Genomic DNA, 26,349 nt, shown 5'->3' on the forward strand with positions numbered 1-26,349 from the left:
CTGTCGACCAAACACGCGAAATCGTCTTACCGGCCTGCCTGGCCAACCCCAGCCCGACGCAGATTATCGGGCTTTTTATTGTCTGTAGCCGCTGCCGCCAGGCTGCGCTGGCCCTGTGCACCACTGCAGATTTTCAGTGTAATTGGGGCCAGCGCAGCCTGGCGGCAGCGGCTACAGGTTCAGGCTAGCGCCTTGAGCACATCATCAATTGCCACCAGCACACTCGCCTCCCCTCGCTCCCCCCAATACAACGCAATCATCTGTTGACCTGCATCAATCTTGTAGACATTGGCAGGCAACACACTGAACTGCGCCAGCAACACTGGGTCTTCCAAAGGCTCACGCCATTGGTTCAGCCACACCCCTGCCTCCGTCTGCCAATAGCAGAATTGCGCCGCTGTAGGCGAACGCCGCGGCCGGCAGTACTGCGCACAGGGGCTGGGGGGCTGCTGGGGCAGCCAGTGCGGCCACTCCTGGGGTGCCAGTTGCATGGCCAGCCCCAGGCGCCGCGCTTCCATGCGCAGGGCCATCTGGCCGCTCTGTTTGCGCGAGGGGCGCAACCACACCATGGGGCTTAAAACCAGCGCAAGGATTGACACCACTATCCATACCGTCATATGACTGTGCACCCTGTAAAACTTTTAGAAATGAGTTGGTTAGGCCACGCGTAAACAGACCGACTTGAAACAGGCCATACTTAGGCTATCGCCACGTCAGGAGAGCTTTCCATGCCCTACCACCATATTCTGGTCGCCGTCGACCTGACCGAAGAGTGCGATCCGGTGATTCACCGGGCCCGCGAGTTGTCTGCCAGCCAGGACGCCAAGCTGTCATTGGTGCACATCGTCGAACCCATGGCCATGGCCTTCGGTGGCGACGTCCCGATGGACCTGTCGCAACTGCAACAGCAGCAGTTCGACCAGGCCAAAGAGCGCCTTGAGCGCCTGATCACCAAGTACCCGGAACTGTCGAAAGAGAATTGCCACCTGACCTACGGCCAGCCCAAGCAGGAAATCCATGGCCTGGCCAAGGAAAAGGGCTGCGACCTGGTGGTAGTGGGCAGCCATGCCCGCCACGGCCTGGCGCTGCTGCTGGGCTCCACGTCCAATGACGTGCTGCATGGCGCGCCGTGCGATGTGCTGGCGGTACGCCTGAAAAAGCCTGAGTAATCGCGTCGCGCCCATCGCGACCAAGGTCGGCTCCTACGCAATTTGGCGTAGGAGCCGACCTTGGTCGCGATGAAGGCGACGCGATTTCACATCAGGCGTCGAGCTCAGCCCAACGCTCGACCATCTCGTCCAGCTTGGCCTGGGCCTGCTCCAGCTCGGCGATCACCTTGGCAGTCTCGGCCGCCGGCTTCTGGTAGAAACCTGCATCCGCCATGGTTGCTTCCAGCGCAGCAATCTTCTGCTCCTGGGCATCGATCTCACCCGGCAAGGCTTCCAGCTCGCGCTGCAGCTTGTAGCTGAGCTTCTTCTTGGCCGGTGCAGCAGCTTCCGCCACCGGTGCCACCACGGCAGCCGGAGCCGTCACCACGGCGCTGTTGAGCTCAGCCTTGCCCGACTTGTTCTCGGTAACCCCGAGCAACTTCGGCGAACCACCCTGACGAATCCAGTCCTGGTAACCACCCACGTACTCACGCACCTTGCCTTCACCTTCGAAGACCAGGGTGCTGGTGACCACGTTGTCGAGGAAGGCGCGGTCGTGGCTGACCATCAGCACGGTGCCCTTGAAGCTGGACAGCACTTCTTCCAGCAGCTCGAGGGTTTCCACGTCGAGGTCGTTGGTCGGTTCGTCGAGGATCAGCAGGTTGGCCGGCTTGCTGAACAGCTTGGCCAGCAGCAGGCGCGCACGCTCACCACCCGACAACGCCTTGACCGGCGTACGGGCACGCTGTGGGCTGAACAGGAAGTCGCCCAGGTAGCTGAGCACGTGGCGGTTCTGGCCATCGATCTCGATGAAGTCCCGGCCTTCGGCCAGGTTGTCGATCACGGTCTTTTCCAGGTCCAGTTGGTGACGCAACTGGTCGAAGTAGGCCACTTCCAGGCGCGTACCGGCTTCAACCTTGCCGCTGGTGGCTTCCAGGTCGCCCAGCATCAGCTTGAGCAGCGTGGTTTTGCCGGTACCGTTGGCACCCAACAGGCCGATGCGGTCCTGGCGCTGCAGCACCATGGAGAAATCCTTGACCAGGAACGGGCCGCCCGGGTGGGCGAAGCTGACGTTGTCGACCACCATCACCTGCTTGCCGGATTTCTCCGCAGTATCAAGCTGGATGTTGGCCTTGCCCTGGCGCTCGCGACGCTCGCCACGCTCCACGCGCAGCTCTTTCAAGGCGCGCACGCGGCCTTCGTTGCGGGTACGACGGGCCTTGATGCCCTGGCGAATCCACACTTCTTCCTGGGCCAGGCGCTTGTCGAACAGCGCGTTGGCGGTCTCTTCGGCCGCCAGCATGGCTTCCTTGTGCACCAGGAAGCTGGCGTAGTCGCCGTTCCAGTCGATCAGGCCGCCGCGGTCCAGCTCCAGAATGCGCGTAGCCAGGTTCTGCAGGAAGGAACGGTCGTGCGTGATGAACAGCACGGCGCCGCCGAAGCCGGTCAGGGCTTCTTCCAGCCAGGCAATGGCACCGATGTCCAGGTGGTTGGTTGGCTCGTCGAGCAGCAGCAGGTCGGGCTCGGACACCAGCGCCTGGGCCAGCAGCACGCGACGGCGCCAGCCGCCGGACAGTTGCGCCAGGGTCTTGTCGGCCGGCAGTTGCAGGCGGCTCAGGGTGCTGTCCACCAATTGCTGCAGGCGCCAGCCGTCACGGGCTTCGAGGTCCGACTGCACGTGCATCAGCTTGGTCAGGTCTTCATCGGTGACGATGTTCTGGCTCAGGTGATGATATTCAGCCAGCAGCGCGCCGACGCCGTCGAGGCCTTCGGCCACCACGTCGAACACGGTACGATCGTCGGCCACCGGCAGTTCCTGCGGCAGCTCGCCAATCTTCAGGCCCGGCGCACGCCAGACCTCACCGTCGTCGGGCTTCTGATCGCCCTTGACCAGGCGCAGCATGCTGGACTTGCCAGTGCCATTGCGCCCGATGATGCAGACCCGCTCTCCACGGGCGATCTGCCAGGACACTTTGTCCAACAACGGCATCGCGCCGAAAGCGAGGGACACATCGCTTAATTTGAGCAGGGTCATGTGTTTCTCCAAAAACCGGGCGCGCATTCTACCTGACTTGTGCGCCCAGCACAGTAAATGCCGTCGCACGGTGGGCGGCGGCCGAATTCACGTTCTGATACAAGCACAATGCTTTCATCGCCCACCCGCAACCGGCTAAGCTAGTAGGTAATCAGTGCAGGCCCTGCCGCACTTGTCATGCCTTATATGCACGGATGTCTCATGCGCGGTCGCCTGTCTAGCTTCTTGTCCTGCCTGCTGCTTTCTGCCACCGCCGCTTCCTGCGCGCATGCCGTGGACCTGACCACTCAACGCCAGTATTACGACCAGGCCAAACGCGCCCTGGCCAAGGGCGACAGCGGCCCGTACTTCCAGTACGCGCCCATGCTCGCCGACTACCCGCTGGAGCCGTACCTGGCCTACGACGAGCTGACAGCCCGGCTGAAAACCGCCAGCAACGACGAGATCGAGAAGTTCCTCGCCGCCCACGGCGACCTGCCCCAGGCCAACTGGATGAAACTGCGCTGGTTGCGCTGGCTGGCCGAACGTGGCGACTGGACGACCTTTGCCCAGTATTACGACCCCAAGCTCAATTTCACCGAGCTCGACTGCCTCAACGGCCAATACCAGTTGGGCCACGGACTGAAGGCCGAGGGCTACGCCAGTGCGCAAAAACTGTGGCTGACCGGCAAGACCCAGCCCGACGCCTGCGAAGCGCTGTTCGGGATGTGGGCCGCCGATGGCCAGCTGACCGAAGACAAACGCTGGCAGCGCCTGAAGCTGGCCGCCCATACGCGCAACTATGCGCTGGCCAACAACCTGGTCGCCACCTTGCCAACCCTGGGCGCCCAAGGCCGCCTGCTGGTCAGCGTGGCGCAGAACCCCGAACTGCTCACCGACCCATCGCGCTTCCAGCCCGTCACCGAGGCCATGTCCGACGTGGTCGGCCTGGGCCTGCGCCGCCTGGCCAAGCAGGACCCGGACCGGGCCATGCAGATGCTCGACGGCTACGCCAGCAGCATGCGCTTCTCGCGTGACGAAAAGGTGGCGATCGCCCGCGAAATCGGCCTGACCCTGGCGCGCAACTACGACCCGCGCGCCCTGGACCTGATGACCCAGTACGACCCGGAACTGCGCGACAACACCGTCACCGAATGGCGCCTGCGCCTGCTGCTGCGCCTGGGCCGCTGGCAGGACGCGTACGACCTGACCCGCCGCCTGCCCCAGGACCTGGCCAGCACCAACCGCTGGAAATACTGGCAGGCCCGCAGCCTGGAACTGGCACAACCACAGAACCCGCAGGTGGCCGTGCTTTATCGCAATGTGTCCAAGGAGCGTGATTTCTACGGCTTCCTGGCCGCCGACCGCACCCAGGTGCCCTACTCGCTCGCCAACCGCCCGCTGATGATCAGCCAGGCGCTGATGAACAAAGTCCGCAACACCCCCGGCATCCGCCGCGCCATGGAACTGCTGGACCGCGGCCAGGTGGTGGACGCCCGGCGCGAGTGGTATTACGTGACCAATCGTTTCACCCGCGACGAAATGGTCGCCCAGGCCAAGCTGGCCTATGACATGCACTGGTACTTCCCGGCGATCCGCACCATCAGCCAGGCACAGTACTGGGATGACCTGGACATCCGCTTCCCCATGGCCCACCGCGACGCCTTGGTGCGCGAAGCCACCAATCGGGGCATTCACGCCAGCTGGGCGTTCGCCATCACCCGCCAGGAAAGTGCCTTCATGGATGACGCACGCTCCGGTGTCGGCGCCATGGGCCTGATGCAATTGATGCCGGGCACCGCCAAGGAAACCGCGCGCAAGTTCAGCATCCCGCTGGCGTCACCGTCCCAGGCGATCGACCCGGACAAGAACATTCAGCTGGGCGCCGCCTACCTGAGCCAGGTGCACGGGCAGTTCAATGGCAACCGCGTGCTGGCGTCCGCCGCCTATAACGCCGGCCCTGGGCGGGTGAAGCAGTGGCTGCGCGGCGCCAACCATTTGAGCTTCGATGTGTGGGTGGAATCGATTCCGTTCGACGAAACGCGTCAGTATGTGCAGAACGTGCTGTCGTATGCGGTGATCTACGGGCAGAAGCTCAATACCCCGCAGCCGATTGCCGACTGGAATGAGCGCTTCTTCGACGATCAATGATGCAAATCGTGGGAGCGGGTTCTACCCGCGAAGGGAACACCGCAAGGCTCGTAGGCCGGCGGCGCTCTTTTCGCGGGTAGAACCCGCTCCCACGATCCCTCTACTCCAGAACGGTGACCGGCATACCGACTTCCAGGCGCCCCACCCCATCATTGACCAGGTTCTGGCCAAACATCACATCACCGCCCACTTGCCGGTAAGTCTTGAGCGTCGCCAGCGGCTCACGGTCTTCACTGCGCACGCCTGTCTGCGGGTCGAGGGTGGTGAGAATGCACCGCGAGCACGGCTTGACCACGCGAAACTCCACATCGCCGATGCGGATACGCTTCCAGCCATCCTCGGCGAACGCTTCACTGCCAGTGACCACCAGGTTGGGGCGAAAGCGCAGCATCTCCAGCTCACGCCCCACGCGGGCCGACAGGTCATCCAGCGATGCCTGGCCGATCAGCAGCAAAGGAAAGCCGTCGGCAAAGCCCACCTTGTCGCTGTCCAGGCCATAACCTGACTGCGTGGTGCGCGCGCGTTCGACCGGCACCTGCACCAGGCGCGTCGGCTTGCCAATAAAGGAAGAGAGCCATTCGGCAGCTTCGTCGCCCGCATCCGGCACGCGCAAGGTGTCGCGCCAAATGGTCACGCCACGCAGCGGCGCATCGTCAGAAGGGGTGGGCACCAGCAGCGGCGCCTGGCCGCTGGCCGACAAGCGCAAGCCATCCTGCAAGTGCTCGGCACCCAGCTGGCTCATGTGCGCCTCGGCGCGCTGGGTCAGGAAGCGGCCGGTCGCCTCGTCCACCAGCATCCAGCGGCGGTCACCGGCCAGGCCAAGGCTGTCCAGGGTGGAGGATTGCAGGGGTTCGGCGATCGCGGATTTGACAGGGTAACGATAGAGGGCGCTGAGGTGCATGGCGGCTTCCGACGGTCAATGAGGCCGTCAGTTTACCCGTAGCCGCTGCCGACAGGCTGCGCGGGCCCTGACTTTCACTGAAAATGTTCAGCGCACAGATGGGCCAGCGCAGCCTTGGGCAGCGGCTACCAGCCCCTAGTTATCCAGCATCAACCGCTGACGCACCACATCCACCAGCTTGTCAGGCTGGAACTTGGACAGGAAGTTGTCGCAGCCCACCTTCTTGACCATCGATTCGTTGAAGCTGCCCGACAGGGAGGTGTGCAGCACCACGTACAGCCCGCGCAGGCGTGGGTCGTTGCGGATTTCCGTGGTCAGGCGATAGCCGTCCATTTCCGGCATTTCCGCGTCGGTGAAAATCATCAGCAGCTTGTCGGTCAGGTTCTCGCCGGCATCGGCCCAGGCCTTGAGCATGTTCAGCGCCTTGAGCCCGTCACTGGCGATGTGCATCTTCACCCCCAACTGCGACAAGGTATCGCGCAATTGCGACAGCGCCACGGTGGAGTCGTCCACCAGCAGCACTTCACGCCCCCTGGCACGCGCCAGCACCGGGTCTTCAAGTTTTTCGCGGGACACCTTGGCGCTGTACGGCACGATTTCGGCCAGCACCTTCTCTACGTCGATGATTTCGACCAACTGGTCGTCGACCTTGCTGATCGCCGTCAGGTAGTGCTGGCGGCCGGCGCTGGTGGGCGGCGGCAGAATCGCTTCCCAGTTCATGTTGACGATTCGATCCACACCGCCTACAAGAAACGCCTGCACCGAGCGATTGTATTCGGTGACGATGATGGTGCTGTTGGGGCCAGGCACCAGCGGGCGCATGCCGATGGCCTGGGACAGATCGATCACCGGCAGGGTCTGGCCACGCAGGTTGACCACACCACAGACATAGGCGTGCCGCTGAGGCATCAGCGTCAGCTTGGGCAGTTGCAGAACCTCCTGCACCTTGAACACGTTGATTGCGAACAACTGGCGACCGGCCAGGCGAAACATCAGAATCTCCAGGCGGTTCTCACCCACAAGCTGGGTACGTTGGTCTACTGTGTCGAGAATGCCAGCCATCAATGACTCCTGGGGCGTTGCTGAAGAGGTCTTGGACAGGTTATCGGCAGCACGACGTCAATCTTGAAGAGCGACGAAATGCACTGCGAACACCATTGATGTCACATTAACATCATGCTTAACTGATGGCATCGGTCGCGCTAAAAATACAGATACAAAACTGCTAAGAACCCTCCCTTCTTATCAGGGTTTCCCCTATAGGCAATCGGGCGAAACCTGATATTCGCAATATCCAATAGCCATTAATGTGACGCCATTCTCAGTGCATGAACGGAGTTGGGCGGTTGCTCGCGTGTTTTTCACGCCTCATACACAGCCTTCCACAGCGTTGCAAAGCCCTGATTTCATCCTGCTTGGTCCAGACAATGTGTCTGGCATGTGGCTCTCAGGACACAATGAAAATGAAAGCACAAATGCCAGTCACCCGCCCACGGATGCAGCTAAGCTTGAAAAGCCTGAACGAAAACTCGCACGGACAGCGCGCGTCGACCGGGTCCGCACGGAGTTGTGGAGATAAACATGTTGAATGACTCACAGTGGTCATGTGCCCTGCCCGACTTCCTGGTCGAGGCGCAGGCCATGCTCAATAAATTGCAGGAATGCCTCAGCCACCTGGAACTGATCTGCAATGATCAGGACGCGGCGGATTGCCTGATGCAAACCCTGGAAAGCCTTAGCCTGCGCGCCCAGGGCCTGTCACTTGCGCAAGTGACGGCGTTTTGCCAGCAACTGCAGCAGTTGCTATCTCTGGCCAAACCACGCAACCGTCTGGAGGGGGCCACCCTCAAAGCATTGGACGAGTGCCTGACCCTGCTGGCCTGGCAACTGGAACTGATCGACCCGCGCACCGGCCAGTTGAGCCTGGACGGCGCCGAGCAAAGCGCCCTGGTCGAGGCGCTGGCCATCAGTATCGAGGCCGATCGGCAGTCCTTGCCGGCGGCGTTCGCAAAGGCTGACCTCCAGGCCGACCGCCGGATGATGTAACCGCTTTTGCATCCACTTTGTTGTCGATTTCATACAGCGCCCTCATCCGGCGCTGTACATTTGTTCGTTCATGAAAAGACCAGCCATTCACCTAGCCTCGATCGGATAATCCCCTAGGTACAGAACTCAGCGCTATCTGTAACTTTGGCATTACAACCAAGTTGCCACTGTTGACCCGCGTTGCCCCATTACCGTGCATTTTTGCCCTGGAAACTACGGCTCCATGAAAACTTGCACGCTTCGATGATGGCAAAATGATCTTATTGCGGACTAACACGTCAATCTCCGGCAAAACGGAACATTCAGTTACCCACGCCTGAACAGGCGACCTACTGTTGATGAAGTGATACTATGACAGCCCAATCCCCCCCATGGACCGGACACTTTCACCCACTGACAACCACCCGTCGTCAGGGGCAGAGGGGCGACTCATCATGTTCATCCACGCCTCCCGTACCGTACATCGCAACAAGAGCACGGAGCCTTGAAGACAGGTTTCAACAACGCCTTAACCGGTTACCAGCAGCGACTCTTTCTTGGCTCCGTTCTCTATGTACGTCAGTTTCAAAAAATACACGCCGTGGCCATTGGGCATACAACAAATGCGCTGGCTGACAGTGGGCCTGTGCCTGTTGTCGCTGGTGGGCAACATAGTGGTATTCCTCAATAAGCAGACCGTGCCAGTTGGATTGCTGGGTTTGAATGTCATCGCCATGCTCAGTGTCTGGCTGCAACATCGCTGCGCGCAACGCTCGATCGCCTTCAGACCGCAGGAGCTGGCCGACCGCCTGCTGGAAGTGCAGGAGAACGAACGCCATCGCCTGAGCCGCGAACTGCATGACGACATCGGTCAGTTGCTGACGGCTGCCAAGATGCAGGCTGACTGGCTGCAGCGCAGGCTGCCCGGCGAGCTGGAAGAAGGCTTTGGCACCCTGCGCGAGACCATCGAAGAAACCCTGGCCAAGGTGCGCGATGTATCAGCGCTGCTCAACCCCCGGCAACTCAACAGCCTGGGGCTGGAGGCCAGCCTGCGTGCCCACCTGCTGCGCACCCTGGAAAACACCGACGTGCACTGGAGCCTGGAATGCCACCAGCAGATGACCGGCATCCCCGAGGCAATGGCCGTGGCAGCCTTCCGCATCACCCAGGAAGCGGTGACCAACCTGCTGCGCCACGCCCAGGCGCACAACCTGCTGGTGCGCCTGCAGCGCAGCCCCCAGGGCCTGCACCTATACATCACCGATGACGGCGTTGGCTTCACCCCGGTCGCCGACCCGGCCCGGCATGGGCTGCGTGGCATGTCCGGCATGCAGGAGCGCGCCACACTGATTGGCGGCTGGCTGAACGTGAACAGCGCGCCCGGGCACGGCACTCAACTTGAAGCACTCTTCCCTTGGGCGCCCCGTGCCCTGGAACGAGCCAAACTGGGCAAAGATTTATGATCTGCAAATTACTCCTGGTGGATGATCATTCCCTGATCAGGGCGGGCGTGCGCGCCCTGGTGGCGGACATTCCCGGTTACGCGGTAATCGGCGAGGCCAGCGATGGCGCCCAGTTGCTGGACATGGTGCAGCGCCTGGACCCGGACATTGTGCTGCTGGACCTGTCGATGCGTGACACCGGCGGCCTGGAAGCCCTGGGCCGCCTGCAGGCTGCGCGCTCGCGCAGCAAGGTGTTGATCCTGTCGATGCACACCGACCCTGAAATGATCATGCAGGCGCTGGAAATGGGCGCCCACGGTTACCTGCTCAAGGACACCACTGCTGTGGAACTGGAGCAGGCCCTGGACGCCCTGCGCGGCAATGAACGCTACCTGAGCCCGGCCATTGCCCACACGGTGATCAACCAGGCGTTGATCCGCGTACAGGGCAACAAGCCGGAGTTGGCCGAAAACCACAATCTGACCCCGCGCCAGCTGGAGATTCTGCGGCTGATCGTGCGCGGCAAATCCACCCGCGAAATCGCCAGCGGCTTGGGGTTGAGCGTGAAAACGGTGGAAACGCACCGTTCGCAGATCATGAAGCGCCTGCAGATTTTCGATGTGGCGGGGCTGGTGCTGTTTGCCGTGCGAGAGCGAATCATCAGCCTGGATGATTGAAAACCCGGCGGCCGAGGCAACCGCCCTGTAGCAGCAACTGTCTTGGAACCGCATCGCCTGCATCGCGACTAAAGTCGGCTCCTACACCGTGCGTGGTAGGAGCCGGCCTTGGCCGCGATGCAGGCGCCGCCGCCCTGTAGCAGCAACTGTCTTCATGTGGGAGCGGGCTCTGCCCGCGAAGAGGACGCCGTGGTGGTTCAGATACTTCGCGGTGTTCTTTTCGCGGGTAGAACCCGCTCCCACAGGTGTGGGGTCTCCTACACTGTCCGTGGTAGGAGCCGGCCTTGGCCGATGCCGCCGTCCTGTAGCAGCTGCCGAAGGCTGCGTCTGCCGCACGCGGTGTATCAGATAACCGCAGTGCCGGCGATCCAGCGAGGCGTCAAGGCTTCAGAACACCACGCGACAGCAACGGCGAATGCCGCGGCAAATGCACGCTCAGCGCCTTGGGCCGCGCGCTGAAGCGCAAGCTGTCCCCCTTCAACGGCTCACCGTCCAGGTTGATGTCCAACCCTTCGGCACTGTGAATCTCCACCCACGGCAGCCGCGTGCGCACGAACAGGTTGTCCACGCCCAGCCCGCCGGCCAGCAAATCGCGCAGGGTGCCGAACACCTCGGTCGGCGCCGGCAGGATGCTGACATCCAGCAAGCCGTCGTCTGCCAGCGCCTCGGGACACAGTACGTGCCCGCCGCCGGCCTGGCGGCCGTTGCCGATGCCCAGCGCCAGCAACTGCCCTTCCCATTCAAAGTCCGGGCCGCTCAGGCGACCGTAAGCCGGGCGCAGCTCGGCAAAACGCGACAAGCCGGTAAACAGGTACGCCGCACCGCCCAGCACTTTCTTCAGGTCATCGGACGTATTGGCCGTGACCTGGCTGCCAAAGCCGCCGGTGGCCATGTTCAGGAACAGCTGCCCGCCCACCTCCCCCAGGTCGATGCGGCTGGCCGGTTCATCCAGCAGGGCCAGGGCCCCGGCGCAATCGAGCGGCACGCTGGCGGCGCGGGCAAAATCGTTGGCCGTGCCCAACGGCATCAGCACCAGGCTGGCATCGGTGCCGGCCTGGGCCATGGCCTCGGCAATATCACGCACCGTGCCATCGCCGCCACCGGCGATGATATGCGGGTAACCGGCGGCCAACGCTTCCTGCACAAGACGCTGGGCATCACCAGCCTCCCACGTCAGCCGTACGGCGATGTCACAGCCACTGGCCCGATGGGCTTCAACGGCGCGACGCACGTCGTCATTGAGCGCTTGCTTGCCATGCAATATCAAAAAAGCCTTGCGCACCGTCATGTTGCCTCCGGTCAGGTAAACAGCCTCTTGGCGCCCGTTTTGGGCACAGAAGCGTCAAAAAAACCCATACACCGATCTGGGTCTTTGAGGGTTTTTTGGCGCTTTCCACGATTTTCATTCGCGAGTCGCTGATTCATGGACTTTACTGAGATTTTAAAGTGCCATGTAAGTGTGTTGTTTTTGTAGCGGCTCAACATTAAAGTAGCGACAATCAACGGAAAAATGACGCGCAATACCCCGCCAATAAAAGAATGACAATAACTTGACACCAAGGAAGGGCTTTTTGCGACACCCAGTCATCACATGACTCAACATGGAACAGCCGCAATGCTTGTTGTCGGCCTTGGACTGCCAATGGTCTGGAGGGAGGGGATATATGCGTTTGCAACCCGTGGACAGTCTATTAATGACTCGGCCGAGTATGGTCGAGTATTTTCTGTTTGCCATTCGCCTGGTTCACGGTCTGACCGCCATTGCACCTGGGCTGCTGATTCTGTGGCTCGATGCCAGCATCGACACCGGGGCCGTGCGCAACGACCTGGCGGTGCTGTGCTTCTTCGGCTTTCTCAGCGTGCTGATCTTCCAGGCCCTGGGTGTCTACGCCGAGTCCATCTTCAGTAACCGGCTGCGCTTCCAGACCACTTTTTACGCTTGGGCATCGGCCTTTTGCCTGCTGCTGTTCATGCACCGCGCCCTGGCGCTGTTCAATTTCATCAGCAACCTGCAACTGGCCATCTGGTTCATTGGCACCTTCATCCTGTTCGGCATCGAACGGCTGATCCTGCTCACCCTGTTCCAGCAATTGATGATGCGCGGGGTGTTCCTGCAAAACTCGGTGATTCTGGGCGCCACCGAGAACGGCCAGCGCCTGGCCGAATACCTGCTGCAGCATCAGGACATACGCGCAGGCGTGGTGGGCTTTATCGACGACCGTATCGCCCGCCTGCCCAAGAACCTGGTGAACCTGCCGCTGCTGGGCAATTCCCAGGACCTGGAACAACTGATCCGCGAAGAAAAGGTCACCCAGGTGCTGGTGGCCATCCCCTGGTCCGCCGAAAACCGCATGGACTACATCATCCGCGAGCTGCGCCGGTTGCCCGTGAACGTGCTGCTGGTGCCGGACATGGTTGCCTTCCGCCATTCCCACAACCGCATCACGGAAGTGGCCAACCTGCCCATGTTCAACGCCTCCGAGGTGCCGCTGCGCGGCTGGTCGCCGTTTTTCAAGCGCCTGGAGGACATGCTGATCTCGACCATGGCGCTGCTCGCCCTGTCACCGATCATGTTGCTGGTGGCCTTGGCCATCAAGCTTGATTCACCAGGCCCGGTGCTGTTCAAGCAGAAGCGTTATGGCTACAACAACCGCCTGATCGAGGTGTACAAGTTCCGCTCCATGCACCAGCACCAGGCCGACGCCAACGCCGAGAAGCAGACCGTGCGCGGCGACTCGCGCATCACCCGCGTGGGGCGGTTCATCCGCAAGACCAGCCTGGATGAGCTGCCGCAACTGTTCAACGTGTTCGGCGGCAGCATGTCGATGGTGGGGCCGCGTCCGCACGCCACCGCCACCAAGGCCGCCGGCATCCTGTTCGAGGAAGCGGTGAAGGAGTACACCTCGCGTCACCGGGTCAAGCCAGGCATCACTGGCCTTGCCCAGATCAACGGCTATCGGGGCGAGACCGACACCCTTGAGAAAATCGAAAAGCGCGTGGAGTTCGACCTGGAATACATCGAGAACTGGTCGGTGTGGTTTGACCTTTACATTCTGTTCCGCACTGTCCCGGCAGTGCTTCTGACTCGCGAGGTTTATTGAATGGGCACGCTTATCCCCTGCATCATCGCCGGCGGCGCTGGCACCCGCCTGTGGCCTGTCTCCCGCGAGGCCATGCCCAAGCCCTTCATGCGCCTGCCCGATGGCGAAAGCCTGCTGCAGAAAACCTTCAAGCGCGCCACGGGGCTGCCGGGGGTAGAGCGACTGCTGACCGTGACCAACCGCGAGGTGTTCTTCCGCACGGTGGACGATTACCGGCTGTTGAACAAGGGCGGTGCGGGCCTGGACTTCATTCTTGAACCGTTCGGTCGCAATACCGCGCCGGCCATTGCCGCCGCCGCGCTGCACACTGCACGCCTGTACGGCGAGGACGCGCAATTGCTGGTGTTGCCGGCCGACCACCTGATCACCGACACCGCGGCGTTCGCCCAGGCCGTACAGGACGCCCAGGCGCTGGCCGAGCAAGGCTGGCTGGTGACGTTCGGCATTGTGCCCACCAGCCCCGAGACCGGCTTTGGCTACATCGAGAAAGGCCAGGCCCTGAGCAACGGCGGCTACCAGGTGGCGCGTTTCGTGGAAAAACCCAACGCCGCCACGGCCGAGGAATACCTCAAGGGCGGCCTGCACCTGTGGAACGGCGGCATGTTCCTGATGCGCGTGGACGCCATCCTGGCCGAGTACCAGACCCACGCCCCGGACGTACTGGCAGCCGTGACCACGTGCCTGGCCGCCAGCCACCGCAAGGACGGCAACCGCGAGCTGCAACTGGAACTGGACAGCACCACCTTCGCCCAGGCCCCGGACATTTCCGTGGACTACGCGATCATGGAGCGTTCGCAGAAAGTGGCGGTCATCCCCTGCCACCTGGGCTGGAGCGACATCGGCTCATGGCAGGCGGTGCGCGCCCTGAGCTCCGCCGACAGCAACGGCAACCAGTGCAACGGCGAAACCGTGCTGCATGACGTGCACAACTGCTACATCGACTCGCCCAAGCGCCTGGTGGGCGGCGTGGGGCTGGATAACCTGATCATCATCGACACCCCCGACGCCCTGCTGATCGCCGACGGCGAGCGCACCCAGGAAGTGAAATTCATTGCCCAGGCGCTCAAACGCCAGGGCCACGACGCCTACCTGCTGCACCGCACGGTCACCCGCCCGTGGGGTACCTACACGGTGCTGGAGGAAGGCAAGCGCTTCAAAATCAAGCGCATCGTGGTACGCCCCAACGGCTCGCTGTCCCTGCAGATGCACCACCACCGCAGCGAGCACTGGATCGTGGTCAGCGGCATGGCGCGGGTCACCAATGGCGAACGCGAGTTCCTGCTCGACACCAACGAATCGACGTTCATCAAGCCCGGCCATACCCACCGCCTGGTCAACCCCGGGGTCATCGATCTGGTGATGATCGAGGTGCAGAGCGGCGAGTACCTGGGTGAGGACGATATCGTGCGCTTTACCGACGTGTACGGCCGCGTGCCCGAGGCGCCCAAGGTCTGAATCGATGTTTGAATTGTTTTAATGAAATGCCAGGAAGCTGTACTTCATGCGCCACAGGAAGACTGACCAATGAAAAAAGTGTTTGTAGTACTCGGTGTTGTCATGCTGGCCGCATGCAGCAACCAGGCGAAGGTTGCATTGCCCGACGGCAATATTCTCAAGGAAGCGCATAAGGCCGGCGAGGCCTTGGCAGGCCAGCCGCTGCCGCCTGAACGCATCCGCGCCGGCGACTCGTTGCGGATCGTGCGCAACACCGGCGAGGCGCCGTCGATCTCGGCCTTCACTGCCAACTCGATCTACGAACTGACGCTGTTCAATGTGCAGAACGATGGCACCTTCGCCTACCCCTACATTGGCCAGGTCAAGGCCGCTGGCTTGTCCACCGAGCAACTGACCACCGTGCTGGAGCACAGGCTTGAGAAGGTGTACCGCGACACGTCGCTGACCATCAACATCAACACCGCGCCCAGCAATACCGTGTTCATCGGCGGCGCGGTGCGCACCCCCTCTGCCCTGCCCGTCACCGTGGCCACCACGCTGGAGCAGGCCATCGTCGGGGCCGGCGGTGTGCTGTCAGTGGCCGACAGTGGCAACGTGGCCTTGATGCGCCAAGGGGAAGACGGCAAGTACAAGACCTATTTCTTCGACTATGCCAGCTCCCTGTTCGCCCAGAACGGCAAAGGGCCGGTGCTGCTGCAACGCGGCGACGTGGTGTTCGTGCCCAAGTCCCATGTGGGTAACGGCATCGAGTGGGTCGACCTCTACCTCAACCAGCTGATTCCGTTCAACAAGAGCCTTGGGCTGGGGCTGACGTATGACCTGCGGGGTGCGACCAAGATCAACAGCAGTAGCACTCAGAACATCGGCACCGTCAATAACTAATCCGCCTGGGCGCAAAGGACTAAACTCATGATCAACATCCGCTCCTTCCGCGACTTGCTGCGGCTGTATTTCATTTTTCGCAAGGAAGTGAAGCTCACCGTACTGCTGACCTTCGTGATCATTGTGCTGGGCGCGTTCCTGCTGCCCAACCGCTATGAATCCACCGCCCTGCTGCTGGTCAAGCCAGGCCGTGACACCAGCACCCTGCCGATCGAAATCTCCGACCGCCAGGCCACCATCATCCCTACCCAGCGCGACCCGATCGTGGACGAGGAACAGATGTTCAGCGGCCGCCCCATCGCCCGCCTGGTGGCCGAACAGTACCTGGATGACCTGTCGCGCCAGCCGCGCAAGGAAGGCGTGATCGCCAGCATCAAGTACGCGGTCAAGGAGGCTGCCCAAAGCATCATCGAGATCAGCCGCGGCTTCCTGCAACTGCTGGGGCTGGCCGAGAAGCAGACCCCGGTGGAACGCCTGGCCGCCCAGCTGGAGAAAAACCTCACCGTCAGCCACTCCACCAGTTCCTCGGTGATGGAGGTGAGCTTCACCTGGAAAGATCCGGAAGTTGCGCAGACCGTGCTCAAAAGCTGGATCAACAACTATGAGCAGGAACGCACCCGCACCCTGGGCCGCAAAAGCCTGTACACCTTCTACGAAACCGAGAGCAACGCCACCTCCGCGCGCATCCTGGACTACAAGAAGCGCATGCAGGCCCTGCTCGATCAACTGGGCGCCACCAGCATCACCGAACGCCTGAACGATGTGTCGCGCAACCTCAACGACCTCAAGGGCGAGCGCCTCAACACCCTGCGTTCCATCGCCGCCACCCAGGCCGGCCTGGACGTGCTCAAGCAGCAGATGAAGGACTTGCCCAAGGAAATCCGCATCGCCCGGGAAATTGCCGTCAACCCTGACCGCGACGACCTGATGCAGCGCATCAACACCAAGCAGATCGAGAAGCAGGAACTGCTGCGCACCTTCCAGGACGACGCCCCGCCGGTACGCGCCATCAACACCGCCATCGAAAACCTGCAGGCGCTGATGAACAGCCGCGCCGAAACCGTGCAGCGCTCGCAGAACATGGCGGCCAACCCCATCTACACCCGCCTGCAGAACAGCTACGCCGACCAGGCCGCCAGCCTCAGCCGCCTCAAGTCCCAGGCGGCGCAGCAACAGGACCAACTGGTCAAGCTGGAAGCCGACCGCGCCAAGGCCGTGTCCCTGGAGCCCGAGCTGTCGCAGCTCAAGCGTGAGCTGGACGCTGCCGACAAGAGCTACGCGCTGTACAGCGAAAGCCTGGAAAAAGCCCGCATCGACCGTGAACTGGACAACAGCCAGATCAGCAACATCGCCATCATCGAGCAGGCCACCCTCAACCCCAGCCGCGTCTTCCCAAAAAGCCTGCTGATGCTGCTGTTTGCCATCCCGATCAGCCTGGCCGTGGGCCTGTTGGCGCTGTACTTCTTCTACCTGCTGGACCAGCGCATTCATGATGGCGACAAAATCGAGGAGCGCTTTGGCGTCAAGGTGTGGAGCAGCCTGCAGGACATCAGCGACCAACACCCTCAGCGCCTGAGTGCCTTCACGGCCAGCATCTACCGCCTCTACGGGGTACTGCCGCTCAAGCAGGTGCCCGAGAAAGGCCTGAGCATCGGCCTGACCTCGGCACGCAAGGGCGAGGGCGTGACCTTCGTCATCGACCACCTGCGCACCCTGTTGCAGGAACGCGGGCAGACCGTACGCACCAGCGGCAGCGGGCCGGCCCTGCCGGGCGAGATCCTGCTGGTGGACGCCAGTGGGTTCTTCTCCAACCAGGAAGCCTTCGTCAGCCTCAGTGACGTGGACCTGATTGCGTTGATCGTGGAAGCGGAGAAAACCACCGTGCCGGTGCTGGACAACGCGCTGTCGATCCTCACCACGGCGTTCCGCCACGTGGACGGCATCATCATCAACCGTCGTCGCTTCGAAATCCCCGAGAAGGTGCTGCAGTTCCTGTCGCGCATCCGGAGCCACGCCTGATGCATATCGCCCTGCTGGCACCTGCCGCGCCGGAACAGAACGGCATTGCCGACTACGCCGGCCACCTCAAGCACGCCCTGGAGCAACAGGGCGTGCGGGTGAGCACGCCGCTGGCGGGCCTGGGCAACGACGTAGCGCGCACCCAGGCGGCGCTGAACAGTTTTGACTGGAACGGCATCGACCTGGTGCACGCCGAAATCGGCGGTGGCCGGGTGGCCGAATTCAATGCGCTGCGCACCCTGCGCCAGCGCTTCGCGCGCCTGCCGCTGACCGCCACCGTGCACGACCCCGAGCGCCTGGTGTGGCGCCGCGAGCACCTGCCGTGGCCGTTGTCGATGGTGCAGAAGATGCCCAACCCGCTGCCGCAGATCGCCACGGTGCTGGCCGACCCGCTGTGCCTGCGTGAAGAACGCTCGCTGGCACAAAGCCTGACCCGCCTGGTGACCCTGACCAACGCCGGCAGCCAGTGCCTGAAACAGCGCATGGGCCTGGCAGACAAGCAAATGGCAGTGATCGCCCACGGCAACCTCGACATTCCCGCGGCGCCCCTGCCGCCGCTGGAGCCCTTGCGCCTGCTGTACTTCGGCTTCATCTACCGTGGCAAGGGCATCGAGGATCTGCTCGACGCCCTGGCCCTGACCTTCAGCCAGCAACCGGCCCTGCGCGAGCGCATCCGCCTGACCCTGGCCGGCGGCAGCGAGCCGGAAATGGCCTTCGGGCCGTCGGGCAGCTACCTGGACCAGTTGCGCCAGCGCATCAACCAACTGCAACTGGGCGACAACATCGAGTGGGGGCTGGACGTGCCGGCCGAGGACATTCCGGCGGTGATCCAGGCGCACCACGTGATGGTGCTGCCCTACCGCGAGTCGAGCAAACTCAAGCTGCTGGGCACCCTGCGCGGCACCAGCGGCGCGCTGTCCTGGGCCGCTGCCTGCGGGCGCGGCGCCATTACCTCGGATGCCCGCTCGTTTGCCGAGGAAGTCAGCCATGACAACGGCATCATTTTCCCGCAAGGCAATGTCCCGGCCCTGGCCGCGGAGCTGAGCCACCTGTGCGCCACCCCCGAACTGGCGGTGCGCTGGGCCGAACACGCAAGCCTGATAGGCAGCCAGCGCACCTGGCCGCACACAGCCGCACGTTTTGTCCAACTGTTCGAGGATGCCTGCGGAGGGCACTGAAAATGTGGAAGAAGCCGATCGTATGGATACCCGTGGTACTGGCCGCTGCCCTGACCCTCACCGCCCTGCCCTGGAGCGACAAGGCCCAGGCAGACGTGAGCCTGAAAGCACCGCGCGCGGTTCAATGGAGCGACTTCCTGGGCGTTGACGCCCAATTCCAGTATTTCGACCCTGCGGTCTACCAGAAACAGATGGCGGCCCTGGACGCCCTTGGCCTGAGCTGGGTGCGCCTGAGCATTCACTGGGCGGTGATCGAGCCCACCGAAGGCAAGATTGACTACACCGCGCTGGACGGCGCCATGAGCGCCATGGCCGCGCACAAATACAACATCGTCGCCTACCTGGTGGGCTCGGCGCCCTTCGCCACCAGCGCCCCCGTAGGCGCCGCCGCCCAGGACCAATACCCGCCCAAGGATGTGAGCGTGTTCGCCAACCGCATGGTGACGCTGGCCAAGCGCTACCCGCAGGTCAACACCTGGCAGCCATGGAATGAGCCCAACATCACCTGGCGCCCGGTGCCCGACTCCGCCGCCTACGGCAAGCTGTTGCTGGCCAGCGCCACGGCCTTGCGCGCCGCCGTGCCCACCACCAACGTCGGTACCGCAGGCATGGCCTATTACAGCCAGAATCCGGCCAACGGCTCGCTGATGCTGGCCGACCTGATCCAGGGCCTGGCCGCCAACAAGCTGATCGTCTCCTACCACCCCTACAGCCAGTACCCCGAGGGCGATGACCCCGACGCCAAGGACTTCATCCAGCGCGGCAACCTGGTCAACACGACCCTGCACAACAACGGCGTCAGTCAGGTGTGGGCCACCGAATGGGGGTGGTCCAGCTACGCCGGCCCCGTGGAGCTGCAGCCGATCATCGGCGTCGACGGCCAGGCCGACTACACCCTGCGCCGCCTGGCGCTGATGAGCGCCATGGACTACCAGCGCATCTTCCTGTTCAACCTCACCGACCTGGATGCGCGGGCCTCGGCACGTGACCAGTTCTACGGCCTGGTGGACCTCAATGGCGACCCGAAACCGGTGTACAAGGCCCTGAAAAACCTGTTCGACGTGACGGGAAGCCGTATTGAACCGGCCGACGCACCGGCCTACACCAACAGCCCGGGCGATCTGTACAACGTGGCCTGGACCCGCGCCGACGGCAGCCATCTGTGGATGTTCTGGAGCGCCAGTGGCAGCTCGGTCACCCTGCCAACCGTGACATCGGCGACGCTGATCGACCCGTTGAATGGCGCCCGCACTACCCTGGCCAACGATAAAGGTATTAGTGTACCGCTCAAGACCAGCCTGCAATTGCTGATCTGGTGACACAAGGACGATCCGATGCGCATTTTATGGACGCTGCCCTACCTGCCCTGGCCCACCACCAGCGGCGGCAAGACCCGCCAGTATCACCTGCTGCGCAACCTGGCCGCGCGCGGGCACCGCATCACCTTGCTGGTACTGTCCAAAACCCCGGTCACCCAAGAGGTGCGCAACGCGCTGGAGCCGTTCCTGGAGCAATTGATCGTGTTCCCGCGTCGACCCCTGCGCAGCCCACGGACGCTGTTGGCGGTGCTGGCGTCGCCACAGCCGATGCTGGCCAGCATCAACGGCCTGGACCCGCAACTGAGCGGCTATTTCGACCAATTGCTCAGCACGCGCTGGGACATGGTGCAGGTTGAGCACAGCTATGGCTTCCAGCCCTTTGAACGGGCGCTGCGCAAGCACCAGCAACCCTTCGTGCTGACCGAGCACAACATCGAGTCGGCCCTGGGCGCGGCCAGTTATGACCGCCTGCCCGGCTGGATGAAGCCCTTCACCCTGTGGGACCAGTGGCGCTACCGGCGCTGGGAGAAACGCGTGTTCGCCCAGGCCACCGAACTGGTGGCGGTGACCGAGGCCGATGCGCAACAGATGAAAGTGTTGTTCAACCGTGACGCGCCGGTGGTGGTCAACGGCGTCGACTGCCCACACTACGCCAGCGTCAAGCCCGATTTCACCAGCCAGCGCCTGCTGTTCATCGGCAATTACGAATACAGCCCCAACCTGGATGCGGTGCAGTGGGCCCTGGATGAAGTCATGCCCAAGGTATGGGCCATCAACCCGCAGGTGCGCCTGGCCGTGTGCGGCTTCGCCCTGCCCGCCCAGTGGCGCGAGCGCTGGCCCGACCCGCGCGTGGAGTTCCAGGGTTTTGTGCCCGACCTGCGCGCCCTGCAGGAACAGACCGCGGTGTTCTTCGCACCGCTGCGCCAGGGCGGCGGTTCCAAGCTCAAAGTGCTGGAAGCCATGGCCGCCGGTTTGCCTGTGGTCACCACCGATCAGGGCGTGTCGGGGCTGGCCGTCACCAACGGCCAGCACTACCTGGGCAGCGAAACCACTGAGGGCCTGGCCCGCTTGCTGACCGAGGCGGTGGCCGACCCCGAACGCCTGCAGAATTTATCTGACAACGCACGCCGTTACGTACGCAGCCACCATGACTGGGCCGTTGCTGCCGCCCAGCTGGAAGCCGTGTACGCCCGCATTGTTCAACCCATGGAAAACAAGACTTTATGCGCGTAGGACTGGATTATCGAGCGCCCGCTTCTTACCCCAACAGCGGCCTGGGCCGCCAGGCGCTGGCCCTGGAACAGGCGCTGCGTGCCCGCCCCGATGTGCAGTTGCAACTGTTCACCGTGGCACCGGACAACGACCCGCTGCGGCGCACAGCCCACTGCCCGCCATGGGGCAGCCCGCTGACGGGCATGCATCGCCTGCCGCCCAGGATTCGTTTCGAGGCCGGTTTCCTCCCCGAGGCGCTGCGCAAGTGCGACATCGAGACCTACATCTGCAACGCCAACATGGGCCTGCCGCTGGGGCGCAAGCCGGCGGGGGTCAAGTATGTCCTGCAACTGCACGACGTGTTCCAGCTGACCCTGGCCAACGCCCACGCCTCGAAGATCAAGGCGCTGATTTACGGCTACACCGACAAGCTGTCGATCAGGTGGTCGGTGACCAACGCCGACCGCATCTGGACCCCGTCGCAGTACACCGCCGACGAGTTGGTGAAACTGTTCCCCGCTGCCCGCGACAAGGTGCGCGTGCTGCCCAACCTGGTGCTGCCGTTCACCGGCGAGCTGGGCGACATCAGCGACCTCAACCTGCCGACGCGCTACTGGCTGTGCGTGGGCACCCGCGAGCCGCGCAAGAACATCCCCTGGTTCGTATCGGCCTGGCAGCAGGCGCGCCAGCACAACGCCGAGGTGCCGGACCTGGTGCTGGTAGGCGCCCGCGAAGACCTGCCGTCCGCGCAGCAACACCTGCACGGCATCCACTTTGTCAGCGGCCTCAGCGACCCTCAGTTGCATGCACTGTATGCAGGTGCCGCGCGCCTGTGGCAGCCCTCCTATGCCGAAGGCTTCGGCCTGCCGGTGATCGAAGCGTTGGCCCAGGGCACCCCGGTGGCCGTAGCCCAGGGCTCGGCACTGGACGAGATCACCCCACCGGACAGCCCGCGCTTTTCGCCCACCGACAGCGACGCGCTGGTGCACCTGATGAAATCGCTGGCCGTCGACCACCCGGTCGATACCGCCGCCTTGAAAACCTGGGCCGAAGGCTATGGTGAACAGGCGTACCGCCAGCGCTTCAATGCTTTGCTCGAGGAGTTGCGCTGATGCCCCTGGCCCTACCGCTGGCCCTGTTGTGCAGCCTGTTTTTCGGCGTGCTGGCCTGGCTGCTGCCTGCCCCCAAGGTGATGGCGGCCATGGTCGGCATCGCCGCCATCTGCACCGTGCTGTGCAAGCCGCTGTGGGGGTTGCTGCTGTTCGCCTTTGTTGCCACCTTCCTGCCGTACACCACGGTCAACGTCGGCATCCGCACCACGGTGTCCGAGGCCCTGGTGTTGCTGGTGTGGGGCAGCGTGATGGCGCAGAACATGTTCGGCCAACTGCCCCCCGCGCCGGCGCGTTTGCGCACGGAGCGCCTGCTGCTGGCGTTCATGCTGTTCAGCCTGCTGCCGTTCCTGGTGGGGCAATTCACCATTGCCGCCACCGGCAACGGCCCGGTCAACTGGATACGCTGGTTGCTCAACCTGTCGGTGCTGTTCCTGGTGCCACGCCTGCTGGACACCGAGGCCAAGCGCGAGCAACTGGTGGTGGGCATTCTGCTGGGCACGCTGGCGCTGTTGCTGCTGTCGATCCCGCTGTACATCAAAAACCACACCAACGCCGACAGCCTGGTGGATGTGCTGGGCAAGCTGGGCTACGGCTCGGTGGGTGACGTGAGCAAGACCCTGGAAGGCTTCAGCTCGCGCATGTCCTCGCCCTGGATTCACCCCAACATCACCGGCGGCGCCATGGCCCTGCTGGTGCCGGTGGCCGCCTGTTATGGCCTGACGCGTGAAGGCTGGCGGCAGGGCCTGGGCATTGCCGTGGCGCTGCTGGGCCTGCTGGGCCTGCTGCTGACCGGCTCGCGGGGCGCGTTGATCAGCCTGATCATCGTGCTGATGTGGCTGGCGCGCAAGCGTGTGCCCTACACCGGCCGCGTGCTGATGGCCGGTGCGGTGGCAGGCGCCCTGGTGCTGATTTTCTATCCGCCGCTGCAGGAACGGGTGCTGGACCTGTTCTCCAGCGAAGACGCCAGTACCTCGGTGCGTTTCGACGAATACGCCAACTTCCCCCGCGCCATGCTGATGTACCCCCTGGGCATCGGCTTCAAGGTCGACCCGCCGGTGCCGGGCACCGACTTGTCGGGTATCTCCAACCTGTACCTCAATGACATCTACAAACTGGGGCTGCTGGGGCTGATCATGTTCCTGGTAGTGATCCGAAGCTGGTGGAAAGCCGTGCGCCCGTCGCAGAAAACCCTGACCCTGACCCGCGACAACGCCCTGTGGCTGGGCAGCCTGACCGGGTTGCTGGCGGCGCTGGTCAGCGGCCTGTTCGACCACTACTTCAGCTTTACCATGGTGTTGATTGCGCTGTTCTGGCTGCTGCTGGGCCTGAACCTGCATGAAGCCAAGCGTCTGTTCCCTCCACGCGACCTCACCGTCGCCGCCCAAGGAAAACACCCATGAGACATCGCCTTTATCATTCGTCCGACTTGCGCCAGGCGCTGCCTGAGTACGCGTACAAAATGGGTGTCAGCGTTGAAGAGCTGGAAGCCACCTACCAGTGGATGGTGGAGAACGAGCTGATCTTCGAGCAGCCGCTCAAATCCCGCACCCTGTACTTCCTGGCCGGTGTGAACATGGAGCCGCTGATCGAGCCGCCTCTGGCCCGGCGTTTTTACGTGCTGCTGGCCGGCGAGCTCAAGGGCAAGCTGGTGCCGCGCTACGGCAAAAACTGGGCGACCGTGCGCGACCGCCTGCTGCGCCTGTGGGAGCAGGTGTACAACATCGTCATCTGCAAAATCCCCAGCCACACCGTGCGCCTGGCCTGGCTGCGCCTGGGCGGCGCCAAGATCGGCAAAGGCTCCAGTGTGTGGCGCAACACCGAGGTGATCGGCGTGGAAAGCCTGGTTATCGGTGACGACAGCACCGTGGGCTGGCACTGCCAGCTCGATGCACGCGGCGGTTTGATCATTGGCGACCACGTGACCATCGCCTCCCATGTGCTGATCATCGCCGGCGGCCATGACACCCAGGCGCCGGAGTTCTGGGCCGTGGGCGGGCCGATCTACATTCGCGACTGGGCTTGGGTGGCCAGCCGCGCGCTGCTGTCCTTTGGCGCCGACATCGGCGAGGGCGCCATCGTTGGCGGCCAGAGCGTGGTGAGCAAGCCGGTGGCGCCATACACCATCGTCGGCGGCCCCAACGCCGAAGTGAAAGGCGAGCGTTGCCGCAACCTCAACTACAAGGTGGGCGGCAAGGGGCTGTTCACCCTGCTGCACTGAGGCGCATCGATGTTTGGCTCAACGCTGTGGCTGACGCTGGCGACCCTCACGGGCCTGGCCGCCGGCTTTGCCCGTGAGTGGCTGTTGGTGGCGTCGTGGGGCGCAGGCGCGCAAAGTGACGCGTTTCTGGTGTCGCTGTTCCTGCCTGAGGCGGTGCGCATGGCCTTGGCAGCCGGGCTGCTGAGCGCGGCCGCCCTGCCGCTGTTCCAGCAGCGCGACGCGGCCGGCCAGCGCGCCTGGCTGGGCGCCCTGGTGCCGCGCCTGTTGCTGCTGGGGCTGGGCCTGGCGCTGTTGCTGAGCCTGGCCGCGCCGCTGCTGGTGCGCGCCATCGGCCCGGGCCTGGACAGTGACGGCTACGTGCAAGCAGCCAGTTCGTTGCACTGGCTGGCCTGGTGTGCGCCGGGCTTTCTGCTGCATGCGCTGCTGTGCGTGCCGTTGCAGGCGCGCTCGCGTTTCGTGCTGGCCGGCATGGGCTCGCTGCTGTTCAACCTGCCGCCGGTGCTGTACCTGGCCATTGTGCGCCACGACGCCAGTGCCACAGGACTGGCCTGCGCCTGCGTGCTGGGCAGTTGGCTGATGCCAGCGGTGCTACTGCCCTCGCTGCTGCGCGCCGGCTGGCGCCCCTGGCAGCGCGAACAGGCCCCCGGCGCCGTGCGCGAACTGCTGCAACGCATCGGCCCGCTGCTGAGCAGCAACCTGGCCAGCCAGGGCCTGGCGTTGCTGGAACGCATGGTCGCCTCGCTGCTGGGCGAAGGCGCGGTCACCTGGATCAACCTGGCGCGCAAACTGATCAACCTGCCGCTGATCGCTTTGATGAGCCTCAACCAGGTGCTGCTGGGCCTGATGAGCGGCAGCGCCGGCGAACAGCGCCTGACCTTGCTGCGCAAGGGCCTGAGCAGCGCCACCCTGCTGACCGTGCCCGCCGTCACCGGCTTGATCGGCGCCTCGGCGGCGCTGGTCACCCTGCTGTTGCCTAACCAGTCGGCGGGCAGCCCGCTGCCGGAACTGCTGGCCTGGTTCTGCGTACCGTTGATGTTCGGCGCCTGGAACGCCCTGCTGGCGCGCTACGCCTATGCGGCGGGCGACACGCGCATGCCGCTCAACTGCGAGCTGGCCGGCAGCCTGTTGAATGCGCTGTTGTTGGGCGTGTTGCCGTGGGCTTTCGGGCTGATCGGCATTGCCATGGCCGCGCTGTGTGGCGTGCTGCTGACAGGGGTGCTGCTGATGCGCCGCCAGGCGCTGCTGGGGCAGTTGCCGTGGCGCAGCCATTGGTTGATGGGGGCGGTGGCGATGCTGCTGGCAGCGGTGCTGGTGCATCCGTTGCCGGGGATGTGGGTGCAGTTGGGGGTGAGTTGCGTGTGTGGGGCGGGGTTGTTGGTGGGGTTGGGGGTTTGGCTTCGCCCGTGGGCACGCGCGTGACCCTGTAGCCGCTGCCGCAGGCTGCGCTGGCCCTGAGCCTCACTGGAGATTTTCAGGGGCGACGGGGGCCAGCGCA

Annotated in this window: 21 protein-coding genes; 16 read left to right on the plus strand and 5 right to left on the minus strand. The window is 63.4% G+C overall.

All coding sequences use genetic code 11. The features are described 5' to 3' along the window. Positions 1–179: 179 nt before the first annotated feature. Complete coding sequence (locus ACZ9GA_RS18455) at positions 180–617, minus strand: hypothetical protein (RefSeq protein WP_457361333.1); 438 nt, start codon at positions 615–617, stop codon at positions 180–182. A gap of 111 nt (positions 618–728) precedes the next feature. On the opposite strand from ACZ9GA_RS18455, the gene ACZ9GA_RS18460 reads away from it, so the two are divergent. Further along, positions 729–1,169: a universal stress protein gene (locus tag ACZ9GA_RS18460; RefSeq protein WP_027978432.1), complete on the plus strand. Its 441-nt coding sequence runs from the start codon at positions 729–731 to the stop codon at positions 1,167–1,169. A gap of 91 nt (positions 1,170–1,260) precedes the next feature. On the opposite strand, the gene ACZ9GA_RS18465 is transcribed toward ACZ9GA_RS18460, so the two are convergent. After that, positions 1,261–3,183: an ATP-binding cassette domain-containing protein gene (locus ACZ9GA_RS18465; protein WP_457361332.1), complete on the minus strand. Its 1,923-nt coding sequence runs from the start codon at positions 3,181–3,183 to the stop codon at positions 1,261–1,263. Positions 3,184–3,384: 201 nt separating this feature from the next. Here ACZ9GA_RS18465 and ACZ9GA_RS18470 point away from each other — a divergent pair, with 201 nt between their 5' ends. Beyond that, complete coding sequence (locus ACZ9GA_RS18470) at positions 3,385–5,313, plus strand: transglycosylase SLT domain-containing protein (protein WP_457361331.1); 1,929 nt, start codon at positions 3,385–3,387, stop codon at positions 5,311–5,313. Between the two features lie 100 nt (positions 5,314–5,413). Here ACZ9GA_RS18470 and ACZ9GA_RS18475 read toward each other — a convergent pair whose 3' ends face one another. Both ACZ9GA_RS18475 and ACZ9GA_RS18480 read right to left on the minus strand, forming a co-directional pair. Continuing rightward, a complete protein-coding gene (locus tag ACZ9GA_RS18475; RefSeq protein ID WP_457361330.1) occupies positions 5,414–6,214 on the minus strand; it encodes an MOSC domain-containing protein in 801 nt (266 codons plus the stop codon). A 135-nt stretch (positions 6,215–6,349) separates the two neighbouring features. Further along, complete coding sequence (locus ACZ9GA_RS18480; protein WP_457361329.1) at positions 6,350–7,276, minus strand: chemotaxis protein CheV; 927 nt, start codon at positions 7,274–7,276, stop codon at positions 6,350–6,352. A gap of 519 nt (positions 7,277–7,795) precedes the next feature. Between ACZ9GA_RS18480 and ACZ9GA_RS18485 the strand changes: the two genes are divergently transcribed. The 3 genes from ACZ9GA_RS18485 to ACZ9GA_RS18495 all read left to right on the plus strand — a co-directional run bounded on the left by ACZ9GA_RS18485 (position 7,796) and on the right by ACZ9GA_RS18495 (position 10,358). Continuing rightward, positions 7,796–8,260, plus strand: a complete 465-nt coding sequence (locus ACZ9GA_RS18485) for a hypothetical protein (protein ID WP_457361328.1) — start codon at positions 7,796–7,798, stop codon at positions 8,258–8,260. A 551-nt stretch (positions 8,261–8,811) separates the two neighbouring features. After that, positions 8,812–9,702, plus strand: a complete 891-nt coding sequence (locus ACZ9GA_RS18490; protein ID WP_457361327.1) for a sensor histidine kinase — start codon at positions 8,812–8,814, stop codon at positions 9,700–9,702. Then, entirely contained in the window at positions 9,699–10,358 is a 660-nt protein-coding gene (locus tag ACZ9GA_RS18495) for a response regulator (protein WP_027978439.1), read from the plus strand. Before ACZ9GA_RS18490 ends, ACZ9GA_RS18495 begins: the two co-directional genes overlap by 4 nt. Before the next feature lie 379 nt (positions 10,359–10,737). Here ACZ9GA_RS18495 and yegS read toward each other — a convergent pair whose 3' ends face one another. Then, on the minus strand, positions 10,738–11,646 hold the full coding sequence (gene yegS / locus ACZ9GA_RS18500; protein WP_457361326.1) for a lipid kinase YegS: 909 nt from the start codon (positions 11,644–11,646) through the stop codon (positions 10,738–10,740). 376 nt (positions 11,647–12,022) lie between these two features. On the opposite strand from yegS, the gene ACZ9GA_RS18505 reads away from it, so the two are divergent. The 11 genes from ACZ9GA_RS18505 (at position 12,023) to ACZ9GA_RS18555 (ending at position 26,273) form a co-directional block, all read left to right on the plus strand. Continuing rightward, positions 12,023–13,459, plus strand: coding sequence for an undecaprenyl-phosphate glucose phosphotransferase (locus ACZ9GA_RS18505; protein WP_457361325.1), 1,437 nt, complete (start codon positions 12,023–12,025; stop codon positions 13,457–13,459). Continuing rightward, positions 13,460–14,914, plus strand: coding sequence for a mannose-1-phosphate guanylyltransferase/mannose-6-phosphate isomerase (locus ACZ9GA_RS18510; protein ID WP_457361324.1), 1,455 nt, complete (start codon positions 13,460–13,462; stop codon positions 14,912–14,914). Between the two features lie 69 nt (positions 14,915–14,983). Then, the gene (locus ACZ9GA_RS18515; protein ID WP_457361323.1) at positions 14,984–15,796 is read left to right on the plus strand and encodes a polysaccharide biosynthesis/export family protein; all 813 of its coding nucleotides are present in this window, start codon (positions 14,984–14,986) and stop codon (positions 15,794–15,796) included. 27 nt (positions 15,797–15,823) lie between these two features. Continuing rightward, positions 15,824–17,815 carry a GumC family protein gene (locus ACZ9GA_RS18520; RefSeq protein WP_457361322.1) on the plus strand — a complete coding sequence of 664 codons (1,992 nt, stop codon included), beginning with the start codon at positions 15,824–15,826 and terminating at the stop codon, positions 17,813–17,815. Continuing rightward, complete coding sequence (locus ACZ9GA_RS18525) at positions 17,815–18,993, plus strand: glycosyltransferase (RefSeq protein ID WP_457361321.1); 1,179 nt, start codon at positions 17,815–17,817, stop codon at positions 18,991–18,993. Before ACZ9GA_RS18520 ends, ACZ9GA_RS18525 begins: the two co-directional genes overlap by 1 nt. Positions 18,994–18,995: 2 nt before the next feature. Next, positions 18,996–20,312 carry a beta-galactosidase gene (locus tag ACZ9GA_RS18530; protein WP_457361320.1) on the plus strand — a complete coding sequence of 439 codons (1,317 nt, stop codon included), beginning with the start codon at positions 18,996–18,998 and terminating at the stop codon, positions 20,310–20,312. Between the two features lie 15 nt (positions 20,313–20,327). Further along, complete coding sequence (locus ACZ9GA_RS18535) at positions 20,328–21,545, plus strand: glycosyltransferase family 4 protein (RefSeq protein ID WP_457361319.1); 1,218 nt, start codon at positions 20,328–20,330, stop codon at positions 21,543–21,545. Next, entirely contained in the window at positions 21,536–22,636 is a 1,101-nt protein-coding gene (locus ACZ9GA_RS18540; RefSeq protein ID WP_457361318.1) for a glycosyltransferase family 4 protein, read from the plus strand. The genes ACZ9GA_RS18535 and ACZ9GA_RS18540 overlap by 10 nt, the downstream gene beginning before the upstream one ends. Further along, a complete protein-coding gene (locus ACZ9GA_RS18545) occupies positions 22,636–24,036 on the plus strand; it encodes an O-antigen ligase family protein (RefSeq protein ID WP_457361317.1) in 1,401 nt (466 codons plus the stop codon). Before ACZ9GA_RS18540 ends, ACZ9GA_RS18545 begins: the two co-directional genes overlap by 1 nt. After that, on the plus strand, positions 24,033–24,854 hold the full coding sequence (locus ACZ9GA_RS18550) for an acyltransferase (RefSeq protein WP_457361316.1): 822 nt from the start codon (positions 24,033–24,035) through the stop codon (positions 24,852–24,854). Before ACZ9GA_RS18545 ends, ACZ9GA_RS18550 begins: the two co-directional genes overlap by 4 nt. A 9-nt stretch (positions 24,855–24,863) precedes the next feature. Then, complete coding sequence (locus tag ACZ9GA_RS18555) at positions 24,864–26,273, plus strand: lipid II flippase MurJ (protein WP_457361315.1); 1,410 nt, start codon at positions 24,864–24,866, stop codon at positions 26,271–26,273. The last annotated feature ends 76 nt before the right edge of the window (positions 26,274–26,349 follow it).

It is taken from the genome of Pseudomonas sp. TE3644, from assembly GCF_056278815.1.

What these genes read in the sequence shown, in the direction of transcription:
- ACZ9GA_RS18505 (WP_457361325.1), top strand. Translation starts at nt 12,023, where the DNA reads ATGCGTTTGCAACCCGTGGACAGTCTATTAATGACTCGGCCGAGTATG.
- ACZ9GA_RS18475 (WP_457361330.1), bottom strand. Translation starts at nt 6,214, where the DNA reads ATGCACCTCAGCGCCCTCTATCGTTACCCTGTCAAATCCGCGATCGCC.
- ACZ9GA_RS18530 (WP_457361320.1), top strand. Translation starts at nt 18,996, where the DNA reads ATGTGGAAGAAGCCGATCGTATGGATACCCGTGGTACTGGCCGCTGCC.
- ACZ9GA_RS18515 (WP_457361323.1), top strand. Translation starts at nt 14,984, where the DNA reads ATGAAAAAAGTGTTTGTAGTACTCGGTGTTGTCATGCTGGCCGCATGC.
- ACZ9GA_RS18555 (WP_457361315.1), top strand. Translation starts at nt 24,864, where the DNA reads ATGTTTGGCTCAACGCTGTGGCTGACGCTGGCGACCCTCACGGGCCTG.
- ACZ9GA_RS18470 (WP_457361331.1), top strand. Translation starts at nt 3,385, where the DNA reads ATGCGCGGTCGCCTGTCTAGCTTCTTGTCCTGCCTGCTGCTTTCTGCC.
- ACZ9GA_RS18465 (WP_457361332.1), bottom strand. Translation starts at nt 3,183, where the DNA reads ATGACCCTGCTCAAATTAAGCGATGTGTCCCTCGCTTTCGGCGCGATG.
- ACZ9GA_RS18480 (WP_457361329.1), bottom strand. Translation starts at nt 7,276, where the DNA reads ATGGCTGGCATTCTCGACACAGTAGACCAACGTACCCAGCTTGTGGGT.
- ACZ9GA_RS18535 (WP_457361319.1), top strand. Translation starts at nt 20,328, where the DNA reads ATGCGCATTTTATGGACGCTGCCCTACCTGCCCTGGCCCACCACCAGC.
- ACZ9GA_RS18495 (WP_027978439.1), top strand. Translation starts at nt 9,699, where the DNA reads ATGATCTGCAAATTACTCCTGGTGGATGATCATTCCCTGATCAGGGCG.
- ACZ9GA_RS18455 (WP_457361333.1), bottom strand. Translation starts at nt 617, where the DNA reads ATGACGGTATGGATAGTGGTGTCAATCCTTGCGCTGGTTTTAAGCCCC.
- ACZ9GA_RS18510 (WP_457361324.1), top strand. Translation starts at nt 13,460, where the DNA reads ATGGGCACGCTTATCCCCTGCATCATCGCCGGCGGCGCTGGCACCCGC.
- ACZ9GA_RS18485 (WP_457361328.1), top strand. Translation starts at nt 7,796, where the DNA reads ATGTTGAATGACTCACAGTGGTCATGTGCCCTGCCCGACTTCCTGGTC.
- ACZ9GA_RS18545 (WP_457361317.1), top strand. Translation starts at nt 22,636, where the DNA reads ATGCCCCTGGCCCTACCGCTGGCCCTGTTGTGCAGCCTGTTTTTCGGC.
- ACZ9GA_RS18520 (WP_457361322.1), top strand. Translation starts at nt 15,824, where the DNA reads ATGATCAACATCCGCTCCTTCCGCGACTTGCTGCGGCTGTATTTCATT.
- ACZ9GA_RS18525 (WP_457361321.1), top strand. Translation starts at nt 17,815, where the DNA reads ATGCATATCGCCCTGCTGGCACCTGCCGCGCCGGAACAGAACGGCATT.
- ACZ9GA_RS18550 (WP_457361316.1), top strand. Translation starts at nt 24,033, where the DNA reads ATGAGACATCGCCTTTATCATTCGTCCGACTTGCGCCAGGCGCTGCCT.
- yegS (WP_457361326.1), bottom strand. Translation starts at nt 11,646, where the DNA reads ATGACGGTGCGCAAGGCTTTTTTGATATTGCATGGCAAGCAAGCGCTC.
- ACZ9GA_RS18540 (WP_457361318.1), top strand. Translation starts at nt 21,536, where the DNA reads ATGCGCGTAGGACTGGATTATCGAGCGCCCGCTTCTTACCCCAACAGC.
- ACZ9GA_RS18460 (WP_027978432.1), top strand. Translation starts at nt 729, where the DNA reads ATGCCCTACCACCATATTCTGGTCGCCGTCGACCTGACCGAAGAGTGC.
- ACZ9GA_RS18490 (WP_457361327.1), top strand. Translation starts at nt 8,812, where the DNA reads ATGTACGTCAGTTTCAAAAAATACACGCCGTGGCCATTGGGCATACAA.